This is a genomic window from Streptomyces acidiscabies (assembly GCF_020010905.1).
Taxonomy (GTDB): Bacteria; Actinomycetota; Actinomycetes; order Streptomycetales; family Streptomycetaceae; genus Streptomyces; species Streptomyces acidiscabies.
On the sequence record NZ_JAGJBY010000001.1, the window covers coordinates 3,225,798 to 3,245,992 of the forward strand.

At 66.4% G+C, this 20,195-nt stretch carries 15 protein-coding genes and 3 rRNA genes; 12 read left to right on the forward strand and 6 right to left on the reverse strand.

Translation table 11 applies throughout. The features are described from left to right. Nucleotides 1-35 precede the first annotated feature (35 nt). Complete coding sequence (locus tag J8M50_RS15005; RefSeq protein ID WP_319169081.1) at nucleotides 36-1,499, reverse strand: streptophobe family protein; 1,464 nt, start codon at nucleotides 1,497-1,499, stop codon at nucleotides 36-38. A gap of 268 nt (nucleotides 1,500-1,767) precedes the next feature. On the opposite strand from J8M50_RS15005, the gene J8M50_RS15010 reads away from it, so the two are divergent. Then, complete coding sequence (locus tag J8M50_RS15010) at nucleotides 1,768-4,233, forward strand: ABC transporter ATP-binding protein/permease (RefSeq protein ID WP_029184124.1); 2,466 nt, start codon at nucleotides 1,768-1,770, stop codon at nucleotides 4,231-4,233. A gap of 68 nt (nucleotides 4,234-4,301) precedes the next feature. Here J8M50_RS15010 and J8M50_RS15015 read toward each other — a convergent pair whose 3' ends face one another. Beyond that, complete coding sequence (locus J8M50_RS15015) at nucleotides 4,302-4,997, reverse strand: transglycosylase SLT domain-containing protein (RefSeq protein ID WP_010355639.1); 696 nt, start codon at nucleotides 4,995-4,997, stop codon at nucleotides 4,302-4,304. A 415-nt stretch (nucleotides 4,998-5,412) separates the two neighbouring features. Here J8M50_RS15015 and J8M50_RS15020 point away from each other — a divergent pair, with 415 nt between their 5' ends. The 4 genes from J8M50_RS15020 to J8M50_RS15035 all read left to right on the forward strand — a co-directional run bounded on the left by J8M50_RS15020 (nucleotide 5,413) and on the right by J8M50_RS15035 (nucleotide 8,025). After that, the gene (locus J8M50_RS15020) at nucleotides 5,413-6,564 is read left to right on the forward strand and encodes a GAF domain-containing sensor histidine kinase (protein ID WP_010355640.1); all 1,152 of its coding nucleotides are present in this window, start codon (nucleotides 5,413-5,415) and stop codon (nucleotides 6,562-6,564) included. Then, nucleotides 6,557-7,198, forward strand: a complete 642-nt coding sequence (locus J8M50_RS15025) for a response regulator (protein ID WP_010355641.1) — start codon at nucleotides 6,557-6,559, stop codon at nucleotides 7,196-7,198. Before J8M50_RS15020 ends, J8M50_RS15025 begins: the two co-directional genes overlap by 8 nt. Before the next feature lie 173 nt (nucleotides 7,199-7,371). Then, nucleotides 7,372-7,626 carry a chaplin gene (locus J8M50_RS15030; protein ID WP_010355642.1) on the forward strand — a complete coding sequence of 85 codons (255 nt, stop codon included), beginning with the start codon at nucleotides 7,372-7,374 and terminating at the stop codon, nucleotides 7,624-7,626. A gap of 159 nt (nucleotides 7,627-7,785) precedes the next feature. Further along, a complete protein-coding gene (locus tag J8M50_RS15035; protein ID WP_010355643.1) occupies nucleotides 7,786-8,025 on the forward strand; it encodes a chaplin in 240 nt (79 codons plus the stop codon). A 61-nt stretch (nucleotides 8,026-8,086) separates the two neighbouring features. On the opposite strand, the gene J8M50_RS15040 is transcribed toward J8M50_RS15035, so the two are convergent. Further along, entirely contained in the window at nucleotides 8,087-8,869 is a 783-nt protein-coding gene (locus tag J8M50_RS15040) for an Rv1486c family protein (protein ID WP_010355644.1), read from the reverse strand. Nucleotides 8,870-9,188: 319 nt separating this feature from the next. On the opposite strand from J8M50_RS15040, the gene J8M50_RS15045 reads away from it, so the two are divergent. From J8M50_RS15045 to J8M50_RS15055, 3 genes are all read left to right on the forward strand, one after another. Further along, entirely contained in the window at nucleotides 9,189-9,986 is a 798-nt protein-coding gene (locus tag J8M50_RS15045; protein WP_010355645.1) for an ABC transporter ATP-binding protein, read from the forward strand. 48 nt (nucleotides 9,987-10,034) lie between these two features. Next, nucleotides 10,035-10,463 (forward strand): NfeD family protein, encoded by a 429-nt coding sequence (locus J8M50_RS15050; protein WP_010355646.1) that lies wholly within the window; start codon nucleotides 10,035-10,037, stop codon nucleotides 10,461-10,463. A gap of 165 nt (nucleotides 10,464-10,628) precedes the next feature. Then, complete coding sequence (locus J8M50_RS15055) at nucleotides 10,629-11,576, forward strand: SPFH domain-containing protein (RefSeq protein ID WP_010355647.1); 948 nt, start codon at nucleotides 10,629-10,631, stop codon at nucleotides 11,574-11,576. A 128-nt stretch (nucleotides 11,577-11,704) separates the two neighbouring features. On the opposite strand, the gene J8M50_RS15060 is transcribed toward J8M50_RS15055, so the two are convergent. The 3 genes from J8M50_RS15060 to J8M50_RS15070 all read right to left on the reverse strand — a co-directional run bounded on the left by J8M50_RS15060 (nucleotide 11,705) and on the right by J8M50_RS15070 (nucleotide 13,729). Beyond that, complete coding sequence (locus J8M50_RS15060; protein WP_010355648.1) at nucleotides 11,705-12,211, reverse strand: HNH endonuclease; 507 nt, start codon at nucleotides 12,209-12,211, stop codon at nucleotides 11,705-11,707. Nucleotides 12,212-12,355: 144 nt separating this feature from the next. Beyond that, nucleotides 12,356-12,895, reverse strand: a complete 540-nt coding sequence (locus J8M50_RS15065) for a YbhB/YbcL family Raf kinase inhibitor-like protein (RefSeq protein ID WP_010355650.1) — start codon at nucleotides 12,893-12,895, stop codon at nucleotides 12,356-12,358. A gap of 51 nt (nucleotides 12,896-12,946) precedes the next feature. Beyond that, nucleotides 12,947-13,729 carry a sporulation protein gene (locus tag J8M50_RS15070; RefSeq protein ID WP_010355651.1) on the reverse strand — a complete coding sequence of 261 codons (783 nt, stop codon included), beginning with the start codon at nucleotides 13,727-13,729 and terminating at the stop codon, nucleotides 12,947-12,949. 122 nt (nucleotides 13,730-13,851) lie between these two features. Between J8M50_RS15070 and J8M50_RS15075 the strand changes: the two genes are divergently transcribed. From J8M50_RS15075 to rrf, 4 genes are all read left to right on the forward strand, one after another. Continuing rightward, nucleotides 13,852-14,493 (forward strand): DNA-3-methyladenine glycosylase, encoded by a 642-nt coding sequence (locus J8M50_RS15075; protein ID WP_010355652.1) that lies wholly within the window; start codon nucleotides 13,852-13,854, stop codon nucleotides 14,491-14,493. Between the two features lie 526 nt (nucleotides 14,494-15,019). Continuing rightward, nucleotides 15,020-16,545 (forward strand): 16S ribosomal RNA (locus tag J8M50_RS15080). A gap of 281 nt (nucleotides 16,546-16,826) precedes the next feature. Beyond that, nucleotides 16,827-19,950: ribosomal RNA gene (locus tag J8M50_RS15085) — 23S ribosomal RNA — on the forward strand. Nucleotides 19,951-20,060: 110 nt separating this feature from the next. Beyond that, nucleotides 20,061-20,177 (forward strand): 5S ribosomal RNA (rrf, locus tag J8M50_RS15090). The 16S, 23S and 5S rRNA genes sit together here, the layout of an rRNA operon. Nucleotides 20,178-20,195: the final 18 nt, after the last annotated feature.

Sequence of the window (20,195 nt, forward strand, 5' to 3'; positions counted from 1 at the left end):
CCAGCCACCCACCAACCCGCACCCGAACCACCCCCTCACCCCTCCGGCTTCCGCAAATACGGATTCGTCTCAGCATTGGGCGCCCGATACGACGGCCGAGGCGCATAAGGCCCGCCGCCCCCGCCCCCTCCACCACCCCCCACCGCCAACCGGGAAACCCCCTTCCCCGCAGCCCCGCTCACCCACGCCAACCCCGCCCCCGCAGCCCCGGCCACCAACCCCCACCCCACCCCGGCCAGCCCCGCCACCACCACGTCCCCCCGCAACATCAACCCCGCCCCCACCGCATCGAACCCCAGCACGGACAACCCCGCGTCCACGGAAACCACCGTCACCCGAGCGAGCAACGCCAACGCCACCCCCGTAACGACCCCCAACCGCACGGCACACCCCCCGACGAACCGCCACCCCCCGCCCCCCACGGGCGTCCGGACAGCCGCGAACACCCCCGCCAGCAGCATCATCAACACCGCCGCCACCCCCAACAACCACACCCGCCCGTCGAGTTCGGCGAGCCGCGGCAGGGTGACGGACTGCCGCCCCCCGGACGCGAGGAGCCGGTCCAGCGGGTCCGGCAGGACGTACGTGAGGATCCCCCCGGCCCGCCCGTCATGCGGCACGAACAACCCGACGTCGACCCCGACCCACACCCCGTTGGGCGCCCCGAGCAGCGCAGCGCCGTAGATCCGGCCCGGATGGTCGTCACGGAGGGACGCGAACACGGCCGCAGCCCACCCCGCCGCGACGGCGACAAGCAGCACGGACACGACGGCGGACACGGCGGGCCGCACGACGCGATGGACGAACCCCCAGCTCAGAGGAAGGGGCGTACGACGGGAGGCGAGCAGCGCCAGCACCAGAACCCCGGCGCACCAGGCGAAGCCACCCAGCAGCGTCGCCCCCGTATCGACGGTGAACCCGACCGCCGCCTTCGCCTCGACGAGATCCCCGACCCGATCCGGCAGCAGCCCCCCGAGATCCCCGACCCCGGGCAACTTCAGCGACCCCCCGCCGAGCGACCCCCCGTCGATCGTGATCACATCGTGTCCGGCCCACGCGAGCCCCCCGAGCATCGCGACGAACAACGCGGCCACCGCCCCCGCCCGGACGAGGAGTTCGGAAAGCGGGACGACAACTCCCGCCGTACGCAAGGACCGCAGGAAGAACCAGGACAGCAGGAGCGCCCCGACCAGCCCCACCCCGAGTGGCGCGATTTCGATGGCGCCGGCCGCCTCCGCCCCCGTCATCCCGAACGCGGACAGGTCCCCCGAGGGCGACACCGACCCACCCGCCCCGAGCGCCACCACGGCCGCCGTCATCGGCCCGAGCGACGCGGCGGAATCGGCCTGGAGGAGATGCAGCCCGAGCGCCGCGACCCCCGCCATCCCGATCAACGCCCAGCTCACCGCGGCGACCGCGGTCAACAGGACGTCTCCCCACGGCGTACCCCGCCCGTACGGCGTTCGTCCTACGCTCCCGGCACTCGTCCCCGCACCCATGCAGACCCCCCGATCCGCCGCGTCTGTCCCCCTCGCGTGCGTTTACCACTCTCGGGGTGGGTTTCCACCCCGTCAACGGCGCCGACGAAGCCGCGTGGACGCCGCCTTCACAAGCCGCGAACAACTCCCGAACAACCTCCGACCACCCTTGGCAAGGCCCGACTTTCGGTCAGGGGGCCGCTACTGAAATAGTTCCCCCCGATGTTCGACATCCCTAGACTCCCTCTGGATGAGGGGCATATCGGGGGACAACTCAGTGGGGCATGGAGTGCCTGAACTCGTACTAGAAGTAAACGGACGTACCTGGACGCTCGATCCGTCCAGGGCCTACACGCTCGGACGCGACCCTCAGGGGGACGTCGTGTTCGACGACGCCAGGGTCTCCTGGCGGCACGCCACGGTCAGTTTCGACGGCCGGGGCTGGGTCATCGAGGACCACGGCAGCACGAACGGCATGTACACGCAGGGCCAGCGGATCCAGCGCATCGAACTGGGCCCGGGAAGCGTCGTCAACCTCGGCAACGCGACGGACGGCCCCCGCCTGAACCTGTCGGCGGCGCAGGTGCCGGTGACACACCAAGCACACCAGCAGCACCAGCAACAGCACCAGCAGCCGTACGCCGCCCAGGCCGCCGGCTGGAACCAGCAGCCCGCCGCGCACATCCCGCAGCAGGGCCCCGGCGTCGGCGCGGGGGCGCCGCCGGTCTACGGCGACCGCAGCCCGACCACGTTCCACCAGCTCGCGCTCGGCCACGTCATGCGCATCGGCCGCGCCCTGGAGAACGAACTGGTCGTCTCCGACCTCCAGGTCTCCCGCAACCACGCCGAGTTCCACTCGACGCCCGACGGCCGCATGGAGATCCGCGACCTCGGCTCGCACAACGGCACGTACGTCAACGGCCAGCCGATACCCAAGGGCGGCACGGCGCTGCTCGGCCCGGCGGACATCGTCGGCGTCGGCCACTCGACGTTCCGGATCGTCGGCGACCGCCTCGAAGAGTTCGTCGACACCGGCGAGGTCTCGTTCTCCGCGCGGCACCTGACGGTCACGGTCGACGGCGGCAAGCAGATCCTGAAGGACGTCTCCTTCGGCGTCCCGGAGAAGTCGCTGATCGCGGTCATCGGACCGTCGGGCTCCGGCAAGTCGACGCTGCTCAAGGCGCTGACCGGCTACCGCCCGGCCAACGAGGGCGAGGTGCTGTACGACAACCGAAACCTGTACAAGCAGTTCGCCGAGCTGCGCCAGCGCATCGGCCTGGTCCCGCAGGACGACATCCTGCACAAGGAACTGACGGTCAAGAAGGCCCTCAAGTACGCGGCCAAGCTCCGCTTCCCGGCCGACACCACGACCGCCGAGCGCGAGTCCCGCATCGGCGAGGTGCTGCGCGAGCTGAAGCTGGACATCCACAAGGAGAAGAAGGTCACTTCTCTCTCCGGCGGCCAGCGCAAGCGCGTCTCCGTCGCCCTGGAGCTGCTCACGAAGCCGTCGCTGATCTTCCTGGACGAGCCGACCTCCGGCCTCGACCCGGGCATGGACCGCGACGTCATGCAGCTCCTGCGCGGCCTCGCCGACGACGGCCGTACGGTCCTGGTCGTCACCCACTCGGTGGCCGAACTCGCGATCTGCGACAAGCTGCTCGTGATGGCCCCCGGCGGCTCGGTCGCCTACTTCGGGCCGCCCGAGGAAGCGCTCAACTTCTTCGGCTACGACACCTGGGCCGACGTCTTCTCCGCCTTCGAGAACTACCGCGACTACGACTGGGCGGGCCGCTGGAAGGGCTCGCAGCACTACCAGATGTACGCCGCGGACCTCGACGCCGTCGCCCCGCAGGCCGTACAGGTCCCGGTCATGCAGGCGATGAAACCGCCGAAGCCACAGGGGTGGCTGAGTCAGTTCGGCACGCTGGTGCGCCGCTATTCCTCGGTCATCATGTCCGACAAGGGCTTCCTCGCTCTCATGGTGATCCTTCCCGCGGTGCTCGGCGCGGTCAGCCTGCTGATCGACGCCGACAAGGGCCTCCTTCCCAATGGGGTCAACGCGCAGAGCGGACGCATCGTTCCCAACGGCACCGCGACCACCGTCCTGCTCATCCTCGCGGTCGGCGCCTGCTTCGCGGGCGCGGCGAACTCGGTCCGCGAGCTGATCAAGGAGCGGGTCATCTACGAGCGGGAGCGCGCGACGGGCCTGTCCCGCTCGGCGTACCTGATGTCGAAGGTGTTCGTGCTCGGCATGATCACCGTCTTCCAGGGCCTGCTGGTCGGCGTGATCGGCTTCGCCAGCCGCGAGATCCCCGCGAAGGGCCTGGTCCTCGGCAGCGCGACGCTGGTCGAGCTGTCCGTGCCGATCATGGCGCTCGGGTTCACCTCGATGATGTTCGGCCTGGTGATCTCCTCGCTGGTGAAGACCGCCGAGAAGACGATGCCGCTGCTCGTGATGTTCGCGATCATCCAGGTCGTCTTCACCGGCTGCCTCTTCACGCTGAACGGCTCGATCGGCGTCAACGAGTTCTCGTACCTGATGCCGTCCCGCTGGGCCGTCGCCGCCGCCGGCGCGACCCTCGACTTCAACCGGATCAGCCCGCCCAAGGAGGGCGAGGGCACCGACCCGCTGTGGGAGCACACGGTCGGCGCCTGGACCATGGACATGGCCGCCCTCATCGCGCTCGGCGTGATCTGCGGCTTCTTCGTCGCCCGCTTCCTGCGCCGGCACGAGCCGGAGGTCATGCGCAAGTAGCTCCTGAGTACGACGACGAGGGCGCCCCCTGTGTGCAGGGGGCGCCCTCGTCGTCGTGTGCGGGGTGCTCAGTACGCGCTGTTGACGTTGTCGATCGAGCCGTACCGGTGCGCCGCGTAGTTGGCGGCGGCGGTGATGTTGGCGACCGGGTCGTAGATGTTCTTCGAGGTACCGGAGACGTGGTACGCGGTGAACGTCGGCTGGATCACCTGGAGCAGGCCCTTGGACGGGATGCCCATCGCGGCGTTGCTGTCCCAGTTGTTGATCGCCCAGGGGTTGCCGGAGGACTCCCGGATGATGTTGCGGTACAGGCCGTTGTAGGAGCCCGGGATGCCCTTGTTCTCCATGATGTCGAGCGCGTTGCGGATCCAGCCGTCGAGGTTGTCCGAGTACGTCTTGACGGCGATCTGCTTGACCTCGGCACGCTGCGTGGAGCGGCTCGCGGCGGTCTTCGCGGCGCGGTCGGCGGCGGCCTTCTTCGCGGCTGCGGCCTTCTCGGCGGCGGCTTTCTTGGCCGCGGCGGCCTTGGCGACCGCGTCGGCCAGCGCCTTCTTCTGCGCGGCGATGGCCTCGATCTTCGAGCCGGTCGAGGAGAACTGGTCCGTCACGCCCGTCTTGGCGTCCGTGCGGTAGGCGACGTTCGCGGGGAGGGCGGCCTCGCTCGTGGTGGTCTGCGCGTCGGCCGGCACGACGGCGAAGGCGAGGGCGGCGGCACCGAGGATGGCGGCGCCGGCTATCGCGATCTTGTGCGTGTTCTTGGGCATGGCGGGTGACCTCTTCGATTAGCGGGGAGGTCGCTCGGAATGTCCGTCGGGGGACGCGGGGCTGAGCGACGGGAGCCATTCTTAGCGGCAGCAAAATGGCTGGGCAAAGGTGTGACCTACGATGCCGCTTAGTGGAGTCGGGGTGGGCAAATCACCCCACACCGCCCAATCGTTCCCGTTCAGGCAGTCCCTGTTTATCTCCTATTCACCTTCGTAGGTGATATGGGTCCTATGTGCGGGCTCACATCGGACGCGTAACAGTCTCACCAGGAGTTGCTGAAGCAACGCGGACGGTGACGCTCTCCCGGCCGACCCCGCCCCTGCCCCCCGACCTCAGCCCTAGGACCACCGCCCGACCCCCGTGCCCGTCACCGGCCCGATCCGCGCTGTCGGACCCCGCCGGTACCGTGAGGACATGAGTCAAGGTCCCAGGTCAGGGCTGGCGGCGGTCAGCGCCGCACTGCTGGCGATGAGCAGGCATCTGGAGGTGCGCGACGTCCTCAAGACGATCGTCGCCTCCGCGCGCGAACTGCTCGACGCGCAGTACGCGGCCCTCGGCGTGCCGGACGACCACGGCGGCTTCGCCCAGTTCGTGGTGGACGGCGTGAGCGACGAGGAGTGGAAGGCCATCGGCCCCCTGCCCCGCCAGCACGGCATCCTCGCCGCGATGCTCAAGGAGGCCAGGCCCGAGCGCCTCGCGGACGTGCGCGAGGACCCCCGCTTCGAGGGCTGGCCCGAGGCGCACCCCGAGATGTCGGACTTCCTGGGCCTGCCCATCCACAACGGCGACGACGTCGTCGGCATCCTCTTCCTCGCCAACAAGAACTGCCCCAGGACCCTCGGCGAGTGCGGATTCACCGACGAGGACATGGACCTCCTCGCGATCCTCGCCCAGCACGCCGCGATCGCCCTCACCAACGCGCGCCTGTACGAGCGCAGCCGCGAGCTGACCATCGCCGAGGAACGCTCCCGCCTCGCGCACGAGCTGCACGACGCGGTCAGCCAGAAACTGTTCTCCCTGCGCCTGACCGCCCAGGCCGCCGCCGCCCTCGTCGACCGCGACCCCGCGCGCGCGAAGGGCGAGCTGCACCAGGTCGCCGCCCTCGCCGCCGAGGCCGCCGACGAACTGCGCGCGGCCGTCGTCGAGCTGCGTCCCGCCGCCCTCGACGAGGACGGCCTCGTCGCCACCCTGCGCACCCAGATACAGGTCCTCGACCGCGCCCACACCGCGCGCGTCACCCTCGCAGCCCGGGGCGTGCGGGCCCTGCCCGCCGCCCAGGAGGAAGCCCTCCTGCGCGTCGCCCAGGAAGCCCTCCACAACGCCCTGCGCCACTCCGGCGCGGCCTGCGTGGACGTCACCCTGGAGAAGCACGAACGGCACGGCGGCGCCGTCCTGCGCGTCACGGACGACGGCAAGGGCTTCGACCCCGCCATCGTCCGCCGCGCCGGCCGCCACCTCGGCCTGGTCTCCATGCGGGACCGCGCCGGCGGCGTCGGCGGCCGTCTGACAGTGACATCGGAGCCCGGCCAGGGCACCGTCATCGAGATGGAGGTCCCCGGTGGCTGAGCCGATCAGGGTGCTGCTGGTCGACGACCACCAGGTCGTCCGCCGCGGACTGCGTACGTTCCTGGAGGTGCAGGACGACATAGAGGTCGTCGGCGAGGCCGGGGACGGCGAGGAGGGCGTCGCCCGCGCCGAGGAGCTGCGCCCCGACGTCGTCCTCATGGACGTCAAGATGCCCGGCATGGACGGCGTCGAGGCCCTGCGCAAGCTCCGCGACCTCGACAACCCCGCGCGCGTGCTGATCGTCACGAGCTTCACCGAGCAACGGACGGTCGTCCCGGCCCTGCGCGCGGGCGCCGCCGGGTACGTCTACAAGGACGTCGATCCCGACGCCCTCGCCGGCGCGATCCGCTCCGTCCACGCCGGACACGTCCTGCTCCAGCCCGAGGTCGCCGGGGCGCTGCTCTCCCAGGAGGAGTCGCCGGGCGGGCAGGGGAGGGGCGGGACGCTCACCGAGCGCGAGCGGGAGGTCCTCGGGCTCATCGCCGACGGGCGGTCCAACCGGGAGATCGCGCGGGCGCTCGTGCTGTCCGAGAAGACCGTCAAGACGCACGTCTCGAACATCCTCATGAAGCTCGACCTGGCGGACCGTACGCAGGCCGCGCTGTGGGCCGTGCGGCACGGCGTGACGGGGTGAGAAGGGGCTGGTCGCAGGGCGTGCGGGAGCCGTAGGCGGAGGGATCAGTTCCAGTCCGAGATTCATACTGTCGTGGGAATGTCACCCACATGGCGCATCCTCTCCCGGGGGTGCGCCGTTCTCCCTGCGTGCCACGGCGACCGTCGTGGTCAATCGCCAGGAGGGCATGCGAAGTGAAGAACCTGAAGAAGGCCGCCGCTGTGACGATGGTGGCCGGTGGGCTGGTCGCCGCCGGTGCCGGTCTCGCGTCCGCGACCGACGGCGGCTCCGGGGCGGCTGCCTTCGGCGAGGCCCACGACTCCCCGGGCGTCGTCTCCGGCAACGTCATCCAGGTGCCGGTGCACGTCCCGGTCAACGTGGTCGGCAACAGCGTCAACGTCATCGGCCTGCTCAACCCGGCGTTCGGCAACCTCGGCATCAACCACTGAAGTTCTACAAACGGCCCGTCGGTTGATCGTCCCGTCGCTTCAATGATCCGAACGGGCGCAACCGGGACCGGATCCCGTGCCGTTCATGACCACTCCCGCGTTGGACAGCGCACGACCCGCGGCCGGGTCGGATACGCAATCGCAGGAGGAACGCTTCTCATGAACATCGCCAAGAAGGCCGCCGTGGCCCTCACCGTCGCCGGTATCGCCGCTGGTGCTTCGGCCGGTGCCGCCGTCGCCGACTCGTCTGCCGAGGGCGCTGCCGTGAAGTCCCCGGGCGTCGGCTCCGGCAACGTCGGCCAGATCCCGGTCCACGTCCCCGTCAACGTCGTCGGCGACTCGATCAACGTCATCGGCCTGCTGAACCCGGCCTTCGGCAACACGGGCGTCAACGACTGACGTCACCTTTGCGCACACGGCTGCGGGGCCCCACTCTTCCGGGTGGGGTCCCGCAGCCGTCTCAGCCCCGCTCCCGCTCCTCCACATACGCGTTGTACGCCGCCACCAACGCCCGCCGAGCCGTCCGCTCCACCGGCCGCAGCGCCGCCCCCCGCGCCGCCATCTCCGACGCGCTCACCGCGCCGCCGGGCCCGTTCTCCGTGGCGAGGGAGACCAACAGGCCCACCCGCTGGGCGAGTTCGAGGACCCGTACGGCGCGCGGCGGGTACCCCGGCGCCAGCAGCTCGCGCCCCCGTTCCGCACGCGCGCGGTACGCGTCGATCGCCGCCTCGGCCACCGGCCCGGACCCGGCGACATCGAGCCGGGACAGCACAGCGGTCGCGTCCCGCAGAGCCTCGGCGAGCTCACGCTCCGCCTCGCCCAGGGACGGCACATCGGCCGGCGGCGCCTCACGGACCGGCAGACAGTGCCAGGTCACCTCGACATGGACGTCCCCGGCGGGCCCCGCCTCGAAGACCTCCGGCACCAGACCGAGAGCGGCGCCGTGGCACACCACCGCCTGCTCCGCCTCCAGCGCCCGCGCGTTGAACTCCGGCGGCCCGCTGAGCCCCAGCGGATGCCCCGGCGCGGGCAGCGCGACCCGCAGCCCGCTCACCCCGAGCGCCCTCAACCGCCCCAGCGCCAGGGTGAGTCCGACGGGCGCGCCCTCCCCGGGCAACCCCTCCACCCGGTGCACCGCGTCCTCCCCGACGACGGCGACGACAGCGTCGTCCGGAGAGACAAGTCCGGCCAACAGGGCATTTCCCCAAGCGGCGAGGCGACCAGCGCGCGGTTCAACAAGCATGCCCCCAGCCTAGGGCGCCTCTGATGGGCCTCCGCGGCGTCGCGTCGCCCGGCACGCACTCTCGCTGCACCGCGCGAAAGCCCCCGTAGCTCCGCTACGAAGACTTCCACGCGGCACCCCGAGAGCACGCACCGAACGCCGCTCCTTCTTCCGCGGATACCCATCAGAGGCGCCCAAGGACCGGACCGATGGAACAGCCCGCCGGACCAGTGGCGTAGATTTTCCCGAAGGGGCCGCGCCCACCCGCGCACGGCCGCCGAGCCGACTGGCGCACGCGACAACCGAGACCGGCCACACTGCAAGGGGAGACAACGCGCTCATGAGCGATGTTCTGGAGCTTCAGGACGTATCGGTGGTCCGCGAGGGCCGGTCGCTGGTGGACCAGGTCTCCTGGTCGGTCAAGGAGGGCGAGCGCTGGGTCATCCTCGGCCCGAACGGCGCCGGCAAGACGACCCTCCTCAACCTCGCCTCCACGTACCTCTTCCCGAGCGCCGGCACGGTAGCCGTCCTCGGCGAGACCCTCGGCAAGCCCGGCACGGACGTCTTCGAACTCCGCCCCCGCGTAGGCATGGCCGGCATCGCCCTCGCCGAGAAGCTCCCCAAGCGCCAGACGGTCCTCCAGACCGTCCTGACCGCCGCGTACGGCATGACGGCCGGCTGGCAGGAGGAGTACGAGGACGTCGACGAACTCCGCGCCCGCGCCTTCCTCGACCGCCTCGGCATGACGGACTACCTGGACCGCCGCTTCGGCACCCTCTCCGAGGGCGAGCGCAAGCGCACCCTCATCGCCCGCGCCCTGATGACCGACCCCGAACTCCTCCTCCTCGACGAACCCGCCGCCGGCCTCGACCTCGGGGGCCGCGAGGACCTCGTACGCCGCCTCGGCCGCCTCGCCCGCGACCCCATCGCCCCCTCGATGATCATGGTCACGCACCACGTCGAGGAGATCGCCCCCGGCTTCACCCACGTCCTGATGATCCGTCAGGGTAAGGTCCTCGCCGCGGGCCCCGTGGAACTCGAACTCACCTCCCGCAACCTCTCCCTCTGCTTCGGCCTCCCCCTCGTCGTCGAGCAGGTCGGCGACCGCTGGACGGCCCAGGGACTGCCGCTCTCCTGACCGGCACGCACCCTGTCCGCGCCGACCTCGCGGACCTACCATTGACCTGTGAACATCGACGCGTGGGTGTGGTGGCTCGTCGGCGCGGCGGCGCTCGGAATCCCGCTGGTGATCACGGCCATGCCCGAGTTCGGCATGTTCGCGGTCGGCGCGATCGCCGCCTCCGTCGTGGCCGGACTCGGCTTCGGCGCCGTCAGCCAGGTCCTGGTCTTCGTGATCGTCTCAGTGGCGCTCGTCGCCGTCGTACGCCCCATCGCGAACCGGCACAGCAGAAGCCGCCCCCACCTGCCCACCGGCATCGACGCGCTCAAGGGCAGGCAGGCCGTCGTCCTGGAGCGCGTGGACGGCGCGGGAGGCCGCATCAAACTCGCCGGCGAGGTCTGGTCCGCCCGCTCCCTGGACGGCGACCGCGCCTACGAACCCGGCCAGGAGGTGGACGTCGTGGACATCGAAGGCGCTACGGCGATCGTCCTGTGACCCCCGGCGCCCGGTCCCAACTGAACTGAACGACCCGCGAGTTGTGTGAAGGTCTGTCAGACTCGACCGGCAAGATCTTCTGCACCCATATGATCGTCCACAGCCAGTCGGCACCCAATAAGATCGTCGGAGAGTGCCGAGGCGGAGAAGGGTACGGGGAGCACGATGGAACCGGTCATCATCGTTCTGATCATCCTGGTGGTGTTGGTCTTCATCGCCCTGATCAAGACGATCCAGGTCATCCCACAGGCCAGCGCGGCGATCGTCGAGCGCTTCGGCCGCTACACACGCACGCTGAACGCGGGCCTCAACATCGTCGTCCCGTTCATCGACACCATCCGCAACCGCATCGACCTGCGCGAACAGGTCGTCCCGTTCCCGCCGCAGCCGGTGATCACCCAGGACAACCTGGTCGTCAACATCGACACGGTCATCTACTACCAGGTGACCGACGCCCGCGCGGCGACGTACGAGGTCGCCTCCTACATCCAGGCCATCGAACAGCTCACCGTCACCACGCTGCGCAACATCATCGGCGGCATGGACCTGGAGCGGACCCTCACCTCCCGCGAGGAGATCAACGCGGCCCTGCGCGGCGTCCTCGACGAGGCGACCGGCAAGTGGGGCATCCGCGTCAACCGCGTCGAGCTGAAGGCGATCGAGCCGCCGACCTCCATCCAGGACTCGATGGAGAAGCAGATGCGCGCCGACCGTGACAAGCGCGCCGCGATCCTGACCGCCGAAGGTACCCGCCAGGCCGCGATCCTCACCGCCGAGGGCGAGAAGCAGTCCCAGATCCTGCGCGCCGAGGGTGAGGCCAAGGCCGCCGCCCTCAAGGCCGAGGGTGAGGCGCAGGCCGTCCGCACGGTCTTCGAGGCCATCCACGCCGGCGACGCCGACCAGAAGCTCCTCTCCTACCAGTACCTCCAGATGCTCCCCAAGATCGCCGCGGGCGACGCCAACAAGCTCTGGATCGTCCCCAGCGAAATCGGCGACGCCCTCAAGGGCCTCTCGGGCGCGGTGGGCGGCCTAGGCGGCTTGGGCGGCGGCGGCAACGGCTCCTCGGACGGCGGCAACAACCTGGAGAAGCGCGAGAAGCCGCCGATCGACTGAGGTTCTTCGGCACAACGACGAGGGCCGCCTTCTCTGAGAAGGCGGCCCCAAGTCTTTTAGGGGCGCGGGGAACTGCGCGACAAGCCACAACGAACCCGCACCCGGCAGACAACAGCAAGCCCTACGGTCTAAGCCGCGTCCAAGCTCAACCACTCCGGCAGCGCCCGAAAATCCTCGGTCCCCAGCGACAGCAGCATCGCGTCGGCCGGAGTCGGCTCGAACGGCTCCCGCAGCAGCGGCATACCCGCCTGCTCCGGCGTCCGGTCGGCCTTGCGGTGGTTGTCCTCCGCGCAGGACGCCACCGTATTGAGCCAGGAGTCCCGCCCACCCTGCGCCCGCGGCACCACATGGTCCACGGTCGTCGCCCTGCGCCCGCAGTACGCGCACCGGTGCCGGTCCCGCACCAGCACCCCCCGACGCGACCACGGCGCCCGTCTGCGGAACGGCACCCGGACGTACCGGCACAGCCGGATCACCCGGGGCGCGGGTATGTCGACCACGGCGCCCCGCATACGCAGCTCGGGGTGGGCCTGCTCGACGACGGCCTTGTCCTGGAGCACCAGAACGACAGCCCGGTTCAATGTCACCGTAGACAGCGGCTCGAAGCTCGCGTTCAGCACCAGCGTGTCCCGCATCCAGCCCACCTCCCGTGCGCATCGGCCCGCTCCCCGGCGGGCGTGGATCAACTCTGGACGGGCACGCCGAGATGGACAACGCAATAAAAAATGCCCGCCCCTGATCACTTCCAAGACCAGAGGCGGACAAACGTCGGGTGAACTTCAGCTACCGGCCAAAACCTCGTACTCACCGATCACATGCGCCCGCGCGATCGCGTGGAACCGCAGATTGAACCCGACATACGCGGGCGAGACGTCCCCGTCGACACCGAGCTTCTCCTGGTCCACCGCGTACACGGTGAAGACGTACCGGTGCGGCCCGTCCCCCGCGGGCGGCGCGGCACCGCCGAAGTCCCGCGTCCCGTAGTCGTTGCGGACATGTACGGCGCCGTCGGGCAGTCCCTTGAACTCTCCCGTGCCCGCACCGGCCGGCAGCTCCGTCACCGACGCCGGGATGTCGAACAGCACCCAGTGCCAGAACCCGCTGCCCGTCGGCGCGTCCGGGTCGTAGCACGTGACCGCGAAGCTCTTCGTCTCCGCCGGGAACCCCTCCCACCGCAGGTGCGGCGAGACGTTCCCCTCGGCGTGGACCTGGTCGGCCTTGAGCGTGCCGCCCGCCTCGACGTCCTCGCTCGTCACCGTGAACGCCGGGACGGGCGGGTGGAAGTCGTGGGGGAGAGGCCGCCGCTTGAGCTCGGACACCTGGGTACCTCCTGCATACGTCTGAATACGTGGTTCCTCGGAACCCCGAGCCTAGAACCAGTTCCGCTTGCTGCCGACCTCGGCCAGCCACTGGTTCAGGTACGCCGCCCAGTCGGTCCCCTGGAAGTCGCGCAGGCCCACCTGGAAGGAGCGGAAGGTGTCGCTGCCCTCGCTGAACAGGCCCGGCTTCTTGTCCATCTCAAGGATGACATCCATCGCGTTCTCATCGGCGACGAAGCTCAGCTCGACCTGGTTGAGGCCGTGGTACTGCTGCGGCGGGAAGAACTCGATCTCCTGGTAGAACGGCAGCTTCTGGCGCGTACCGCGAATGTGCCCGCGCTCCATGTCGGCGTTCTTGAACCGGAAGCCGAGCTGCGTGAACGCGTCGAGGATCGCCTGCTGCGCCGGGAGCGGGTGGACGTTGATCGGGTCGAGGTCGCTGGAGTCGACGGCCCGCGCGATCGCCAGCTCCGTCGTCACCCCGATGTGCATCCCGCGCAGCGGCTGCCCGGAGATCGTCGTCACCGGCGTCTCCCACGGGATGTCGAGCCCGAACGGCACCGCGTGCACCGCACCGGCCTGGAGCTCGAAGGCGCCGCCGAGGCTGACCTTCGTGAACTCGATGTTCTGCTTGTACTCCGCGTCCTGCCCCTCGACCTCGACCTGGGCCTGCAACCCGATCGACAGCCCCTCGATGTTCTGGTTCACGGACCCGCCCTGGATCCGCACCTCCCCCTGCACGACCCCGCCCGGTACGACGTTGACCTCGGTCAGCACCGTCTCCACCGACGCCCCGCCCGCACCCAGGCTCGCGAGCAGCTTCTTGAACGCCATGACTCTCCCTCGTGTTTTACGACCGGTTGACCGGGCCTTTGAACCCTACAAACGCGTTCAGGCCACGTCCGGTTCCCCACCCCACCCTGACGTACACCCCGACTGCACTACGCTCGACGGCCATGATCGCGAGCCCCGACCGTACGCCTCTCCGCAGGACCTTCTTCGACCGCCCCGTTCTGGAGGTCGCCCCCGACCTCCTCGGCCGCCTCCTGGTCCGCACGACCCCGGACGGCCCGATCGTCCTGCGCATCACAGAGGTGGAGGCGTACGACGGCGAGAACGACCCCGGCTCCCACGCCTTCCGTGGCCGCACCGCCCGCAACGGCGTGATGTTCGGTCCGCCCGGTCATGTGTACGTCTACTTCACCTACGGCATGTGGCACTGCATGAACCTCGTCTGCGGTCCCGACGGCGAGGCGAGCGCCGTCCTGCTGCGCGCCGGCGAGGTCCTGGAAGGCGCCGAACCGGCCCGCAAACGTCGACTATCGGCCCGGAACGACAAAGAACTCGCCAAAGGCCCGGCCCGGCTGGCGACGGCTCTCGACATCGACCGGTCCCTCGACGGCACCGACGCGTGCACCCCCGAGGACACCCCGCTGCGCGTCCTCACCGGCACACCCGTCCCCTCCGACCAGGTCGACAGTGGTCCCCGCACCGGAGTATCGGGCGACGGCGCCGTCCACCCGTGGCGGTTCTGGATCTCCGGTGACCCGACGGTGAGCCCTTATCGGGCCCACGTTCCCCGCCGCCGCTCAAGTTGACGCTCCTTGGGAAGGTGCGTAACGTAGCCCGAGCCGCTTGACCCGGTACGGCGATCGCCGAGAGCCGGGAGCGGCCAACCCACTACCTAGCAACATCCCTCAGCGGGATCGAATTCGTCATGTCCGCATGCCCGAATTCGAACTCACGGAGACTCGATTATGAGTTGCCGAGAGGATCAGCTAACGTAGTGAATGTCGAAAGGCCGACGAGCGAAAGCGAGAAAGCCCAAGACGTCCCGCCGACAGGGAATCGGATCGGAAAAAGATCTGATAGAGTCGGAAACGCAAGACCGAAGGGAAAAGCCCGGAGGAAAGCCCGAGAGGGTGAGTACGAAGGAAGCGTCCGTTCCTTGAGAACTCAACAGCGTGCCAAAAATCAACGCCAGATTAGTTGATACCCCGTCCCCGGCCGATGGCCGAGGATGAGGTTCCTTTGAAACAAACACAGCGAGGACGCTGTGAACGGTCGGATCATTCCTCCGATCGTTCCGCTCTTCTGTGTTGTGCACCGGATTACCGGTAAACATTCACGGAGAGTTTGATCCTGGCTCAGGACGAACGCTGGCGGCGTGCTTAACACATGCAAGTCGAACGATGAAGCCCTTCGGGGTGGATTAGTGGCGAACGGGTGAGTAACACGTGGGCAATCTGCCCTTCACTCTGGGACAAGCCCTGGAAACGGGGTCTAATACCGGATATCACTCCTGCCTGCATGGGCGGGGGTCGAAAGCTCCGGCGGTGAAGGATGAGCCCGCGGCCTATCAGCTTGTTGGTGAGGTAATGGCTCACCAAGGCGACGACGGGTAGCCGGCCTGAGAGGGCGACCGGCCACACTGGGACTGAGACACGGCCCAGACTCCTACGGGAGGCAGCAGTGGGGAATATTGCACAATGGGCGGAAGCCTGATGCAGCGACGCCGCGTGAGGGATGACGGCCTTCGGGTTGTAAACCTCTTTCAGCAGGGAAGAAGCGAAAGTGACGGTACCTGCAGAAGAAGCGCCGGCTAACTACGTGCCAGCAGCCGCGGTAATACGTAGGGCGCAAGCGTTGTCCGGAATTATTGGGCGTAAAGAGCTCGTAGGCGGCTTGTCGCGTCGGATGTGAAAGCCCGGGGCTTAACCCCGGGTCTGCATTCGATACGGGCAGGCTAGAGTTCGGTAGGGGAGATCGGAATTCCTGGTGTAGCGGTGAAATGCGCAGATATCAGGAGGAACACCGGTGGCGAAGGCGGATCTCTGGGCCGATACTGACGCTGAGGAGCGAAAGCGTGGGGAGCGAACAGGATTAGATACCCTGGTAGTCCACGCCGTAAACGGTGGGAACTAGGTGTTGGCGACATTCCACGTCGTCGGTGCCGCAGCTAACGCATTAAGTTCCCCGCCTGGGGAGTACGGCCGCAAGGCTAAAACTCAAAGGAATTGACGGGGGCCCGCACAAGCAGCGGAGCATGTGGCTTAATTCGACGCAACGCGAAGAACCTTACCAAGGCTTGACATACACCGGAAACGGCCAGAGATGGTCGCCCCCTTGTGGTCGGTGTACAGGTGGTGCATGGCTGTCGTCAGCTCGTGTCGTGAGATGTTGGGTTAAGTCCCGCAACGAGCGCAACCCTTGTCCTGTGTTGCCAGCGTGCCCTTCGGGGTGACGGGGACTCACAGGAGACCGCCGGGGTCAACTCGGAGGAAGGTGGGGACGACGTCAAGTCATCATGCCCCTTATGTCTTGGGCTGCACACGTGCTACAATGGCAGGTACAAAGAGCTGCGAAACCGTGAGGTGGAGCGAATCTCAAAAAGCCTGTCTCAGTTCGGATTGGGGTCTGCAACTCGACCCCATGAAGTCGGAGTTGCTAGTAATCGCAGATCAGCATTGCTGCGGTGAATACGTTCCCGGGCCTTGTACACACCGCCCGTCACGTCACGAAAGTCGGTAACACCCGAAGCCGGTGGCCCAACCCCTTGTGGGAGGGAGCTGTCGAAGGTGGGACTGGCGATTGGGACGAAGTCGTAACAAGGTAGCCGTACCGGAAGGTGCGGCTGGATCACCTCCTTTCTAAGGAGCACAGTACCGATTGCAGGCAGATGTTCTGCACGGTCAGCTCATGGGTGGAACGTTGATTATTCGGCCAGGTTCTGGGTCGGAGGCATTGCAGGTACTGTCCGCAAGGGCGTGGAAAGCATGATCTCCGGACGAGGGTCTGGTCGGGCACGCTGTTGGGTGTCTGAGGGAATGAACCCCCTCATGATGCCGACCCCAGTGAACTTCGGCCAAGGCCGGGGGTGATGGGTGGTTGGTCGTTGTTTGAGAACTGCACAGTGGACGCGAGCATCTGTGGCCAAGTTTTTAAGGGCGCACGGTGGATGCCTTGGCACCAGGAACCGATGAAGGACGTGGGAGGCCACGATAGTCCCCGGGGAGCCGTCAACCAGGCTTTGATCCGGGGGTTTCCGAATGGGGAAACCCGGCAGTCGTCATGGGCTGTCACCCATACCTGAACACATAGGGTATGTGGAGGGAACGAGGGGAAGTGAAACATCTCAGTACCCTCAGGAAGAGAAAACAACCGTGATTCCGGGAGTAGTGGCGAGCGAAACCGGATGAGGCCAAACCTACGACGTGTGAGACCCGGCAGGGGTTGCGTCGTGGGGGTTGTGGGATCTCTCTTTCACAGTCTGCCGGCTGTGAGGCGAGTCAGAAACCGTTGATGTAGGCGAAGGACATGCGAAAGGTCCGGCGTAGAGGGTAAGACCCCCGTAGTCGAAACGTCAACGGCTCGTTTGAGAGACACCCAAGTAGCACGGGGCCCGAGAAATCCCGTGTGAATCTGGCGGGACCACCCGCTAAGCCTAAATATTCCCTGGTGACCGATAGCGGATAGTACCGTGAGGGAATGGTGAAAAGTACCGCGGGAGCGGAGTGAAATAGTACCTGAAACCGTGTGCCTACAAGCCGTGGGAGCGTCGCGCATCGAGTTTACTCGGTGCGTCGTGACTGCGTGCCTTTTGAAGAATGAGCCTGCGAGTTTGCGGTGTGTTGCGAGGTTAACCCGGGTGGGGTAGCCGTAGCGAAAGCGAGTCCGAACAGGGCGATTCAGTAGCACGCTCAAGACCCGAAGCGGAGTGATCTAGCCATGGGCAGGTTGAAGCGGAGGTAAGACTTCGTGGAGGACCGAACCCACCAGGGTTGAAAACCTGGGGGATGACCTGTGGTTAGGGGTGAAAGGCCAATCAAACTCCGTGATAGCTGGTTCTCCCCGAAATGCATTTAGGTGCAGCGTCGTGTGTTTCTTGCCGGAGGTAGAGCACTGGATAGGCGATGGGCCCTACCGGGTTACTGACCTTAGCCAAACTCCGAATGCCGGTAAGTGAGAGCGCGGCAGTGAGACTGTGGGGGATAAGCTCCATGGTCGAGAGGGAAACAGCCCAGAGCATCGACTAAGGCCCCTAAGCGTACGCTAAGTGGGAAAGGATGTGGAGTCGCAGAGACAACCAGGAGGTTGGCTTAGAAGCAGCCACCCTTGAAAGAGTGCGTAATAGCTCACTGGTCTAGTGATTCCGCGCCGACAATGTAGCGGGGCTCAAGCGTACCGCCGAAGTCGTGTCATTGCAGCATATAGGGCCAACGCCTGCTGTGATGGGTAGGGGAGCGTCGTGTGCCGGGTGAAGCTGCGCCGGAAGGCAGTGGTGGACGGTTCACGAGTGAGAATGCAGGCATGAGTAGCGATTCACACGTGGGAAACGTGTGCGCCGATTGACTAAGGGTTCCTGGGTCAAGCTGATCTGCCCAGGGTAAGTCGGGACCTAAGGCGAGGCCGACAGGCGTAGTCGATGGATAACCGGTTGATATTCCGGTACCCGCTGTGAAGCGTCAAACATTGAATCCAGTGATGCTAAGGCCGTGAAGCCGTTCCGGACCCTTCGGGGAAAGGAAAGTGGTGGAGCCGCTGAACCGATCTGGTAGTAGGTGAGTGATGGGGTGACGCAGGAAGGTAGTCCAGCCCGGGCGATGGTAGTCCCGGGGTAAGGGTGTAGGCCGAGTGGTAGGCAAATCCGCCGCTCATCAAGGCTGAGACCTGATGCCGAGCCGATTGTGGTGAAGTGGATGATCCTATGCTGTCGAGAAAAGCCTCTAGCGAGTTTCATGGCGGCCCGTACCCTAAACCGACTCAGGTGGTCAGGTAGAGAATACCGAGGCGTTCGGGTGAACTATGGTTAAGGAACTCGGCAAAATGCCCCCGTAACTTCGGGAGAAGGGGGGCCATCACTGGTGAGAGGACTTGCTCCTTGAGCTGGGGGTGGCCGCAGAGACCAGCGAGAAGCGACTGTTTACTAAAAACACAGGTCCGTGCGAAGCCGTAAGGCGATGTATACGGACTGACGCCTGCCCGGTGCTGGAACGTTAAGGGGACCGGTTAGTCACATTTCGGTGTGGCGAAGCTGAGAACTTAAGCGCCAGTAAACGGCGGTGGTAACTATAACCATCCTAAGGTAGCGAAATTCCTTGTCGGGTAAGTTCCGACCTGCACGAATGGCGTAACGACTTCTCGACTGTCTCAACCATAGGCCCGGTGAAATTGCACTACGAGTAAAGATGCTCGTTTCGCGCAGCAGGACGGAAAGACCCCGGGACCTTTACTACAGTTTGATATTGGTGTTCGGTTCGGCTTGTGTAGGATAGCTGGGAGACTTTGAAGCGGCCACGCCAGTGGTTGTGGAGTCGTCGTTGAAATACCAGTCTGGTCGTGCTGGATGTCTAACCTGGGTCCGTGATCCGGATCAGGGACAGTGTCTGATGGGTAGTTTAACTGGGGCGGTTGCCTCCTAAAGAGTAACGGAGGCGCCCAAAGGTTCCCTCAGCCTGGTTGGTAATCAGGTGTTGAGTGTAAGTGCACAAGGGAGCTTGACTGTGAGACCGACGGGTCGAGCAGGGACGAAAGTCGGGACTAGTGATCCGGCGGTGGCTTGTGGAAGCGCCGTCGCTCAACGGATAAAAGGTACCCCGGGGATAACAGGCTGATCTTCCCCAAGAGTCCATATCGACGGGATGGTTTGGCACCTCGATGTCGGCTCGTCGCATCCTGGGGCTGGAGTCGGTCCCAAGGGTTGGGCTGTTCGCCCATTAAAGCGGTACGCGAGCTGGGTTTAGAACGTCGTGAGACAGTTCGGTCCCTATCCGCTGCGCGCGCAGGAACATTGAGAAGGGCTGTCCCTAGTACGAGAGGACCGGGACGGACGAACCTCTGGTGTGCCAGTTGTTCTGCCAAGGGCATGGCTGGTTGGCTACGTTCGGGAGGGATAACCGCTGAAAGCATCTAAGCGGGAAGCCTGCTTCGAGATGAGTGTTCCCACCTCCTTGAGAGGGTAAGGCTCCCAGTAGACGACTGGGTTGATAGGCCAGATCTGGAAGCACCGTAAGGTGTGGAGGTGACTGGTACTAATAGGCCGAGGGCTTGTCCTCAGTTGCTCGCGTCCACTGTGTTAGTTCTGAGACAACGAACTGTTGTCGGCTTCAGAGCAGAACCACACCATAATTAAAGAGTGTGCTTGTTCGCTCGAAACCATTAGGGTTTCGGTGGTTATAGCGTGAGGGAAACGCCCGGTTACATTCCGAACCCGGAAGCTAAGCCTTACAGCGCCGATGGTACTGCAGGGGGGACCCTGTGGGAGAGTAGGACGCCGCCGAACAATCTTTGGAGGACCCCT

Bases quoted from the DNA above. Each gene is read 5' to 3' on its own strand.
- J8M50_RS15005 (WP_319169081.1), bottom strand. From the start codon at position 1,499: ATGGGTGCGGGGACGAGTGCCGGGAGCGTAGGACGAACGCCGTACGGG.
- J8M50_RS15015 (WP_010355639.1), bottom strand. From the start codon at position 4,997: ATGCCCAAGAACACGCACAAGATCGCGATAGCCGGCGCCGCCATCCTC.
- J8M50_RS15020 (WP_010355640.1), top strand. From the start codon at position 5,413: ATGAGTCAAGGTCCCAGGTCAGGGCTGGCGGCGGTCAGCGCCGCACTG.
- J8M50_RS15035 (WP_010355643.1), top strand. From the start codon at position 7,786: ATGAACATCGCCAAGAAGGCCGCCGTGGCCCTCACCGTCGCCGGTATC.
- J8M50_RS15040 (WP_010355644.1), bottom strand. From the start codon at position 8,869: ATGCTTGTTGAACCGCGCGCTGGTCGCCTCGCCGCTTGGGGAAATGCC.
- J8M50_RS15045 (WP_010355645.1), top strand. From the start codon at position 9,189: ATGAGCGATGTTCTGGAGCTTCAGGACGTATCGGTGGTCCGCGAGGGC.
- J8M50_RS15055 (WP_010355647.1), top strand. From the start codon at position 10,629: ATGGAACCGGTCATCATCGTTCTGATCATCCTGGTGGTGTTGGTCTTC.
- J8M50_RS15060 (WP_010355648.1), bottom strand. From the start codon at position 12,211: ATGCGGGACACGCTGGTGCTGAACGCGAGCTTCGAGCCGCTGTCTACG.
- J8M50_RS15070 (WP_010355651.1), bottom strand. From the start codon at position 13,729: ATGGCGTTCAAGAAGCTGCTCGCGAGCCTGGGTGCGGGCGGGGCGTCG.
- J8M50_RS15075 (WP_010355652.1), top strand. From the start codon at position 13,852: ATGATCGCGAGCCCCGACCGTACGCCTCTCCGCAGGACCTTCTTCGAC.